General features: G+C 63.1%; 2 protein-coding genes. Both read left to right on the top strand.

The window, feature by feature from the left end:
* Positions 1 to 260 (top strand): DUF411 domain-containing protein (locus tag ROTAS13_RS24850; RefSeq protein ID WP_171979246.1); only part of this gene is annotated, 260 nt, incomplete at its 5' end.
* Between the two features lie 433 nt (positions 261 to 693).
* Positions 694 to 993: a four-helix bundle copper-binding protein gene (locus ROTAS13_RS24845; RefSeq protein WP_075823694.1), complete on the top strand. Its 300-nt coding sequence runs from the start codon at positions 694 to 696 to the stop codon at positions 991 to 993.
* Positions 994 to 1,104: the final 111 nt, after the last annotated feature.

Raw genomic sequence — 1,104 nt, 5'->3', positions numbered from 1 at the left:
CGGACCTGCAGGCGGTGAAGGCGGTCAACGGCGTGCCGGACAAGCTCCAGTCCTGCCACACGGCCACGGTCGGCGGCTACGTCGTGGAAGGCCACGTCCCTGCCTCCGATGTCCGCCGCCTGCTGGCGGAGCGCCCGCGCGCCAAGGGACTTGCCGCGCCGGGGATGCCGCCCTCCTCACCGGGCATGGACATCCCGGGGACGCCCTACGAGGTCATCCTATTCGGCGGTGGAGCTGACCGGATGTGGGCCCGGCATTGACCAGGATGGCTGGACAGGCCGCGCTGCGCCCGAGAACGGCGACTTGATCGAGGTCAAGGCGGGTCGGCGCCGATGGCAGGGATCGGCGGAGACACTAGCGATGCACGAGCACTCCATAGGCTTCAGCTTAGTTGCCTTGTTCAATGTCCTTCGTGAGCATTACGCCCACACCCCAGGCGTAACATTCGTAGGGTCTCACGAGTCTGCATGGACGTTCTGAAATCCTGCGCTGGATCACTGCATTTGCCGGGAAGTCGCCCGCGTTCCGCGTCGTCATAGACATGCAGCACACCCTGAGCTGGCCGCTAAGGCTCGATTGAGAGACGGGCCGGTGCCAGCTGCCAGCCTGACCGAGCACCGGCCGTCGACAGCGAAACCCACCAACGCCGCCTTCGCTGTCTCATTGAGGCGCCATTGTCCTCGGAGAACCGCTATGCACCACATGTCCACCGAAATGCAGGCCTGCATCGAGGAATGCCTGCGCTGCCACAGCACCTGCCTGAGCATGGCCATGAACCATTGCTTAGAGGTCGGCGGCCAACATGTCGAACCGGCCCACTTTAAGCTCATGATGGCATGCGCCGAGATTTGCCAGACCTCGGCGAACATGATGCTGATCGGCACCCACCATCATAAGCATACCTGCCGTGAGTGTGCAGAGATCTGCGAGGAGTGCGCGGCGAGCTGCGACGCCGTGGGGGGTATGGAGGCATGCGCTGTTGATTTGCACTGAGAGCTGACCCTGTAGGAGCCGAAGTTTTCGCCGAGAAATGACCCGTGTCTGTTCACCTCCCCGGCCGGATGGTCGGGGTTATCGGAGTGATCGACATGGAGTTGTTGAGCG

The sequence above is a fragment of the Roseomonas sp. TAS13 genome (genome assembly GCF_001950415.1).
Taxonomy (GTDB): domain Bacteria; phylum Pseudomonadota; class Alphaproteobacteria; order Acetobacterales; family Acetobacteraceae; genus Roseomonas; species Roseomonas mucosa.
This window is presented reverse-complemented; position numbering and strand designations above follow the sequence as displayed.

Bases quoted from the DNA above. Each gene is read 5' to 3' on its own strand.
- ROTAS13_RS24845 (WP_075823694.1), top strand. From the start codon at position 694: ATGCACCACATGTCCACCGAAATGCAGGCCTGCATCGAGGAATGCCTG.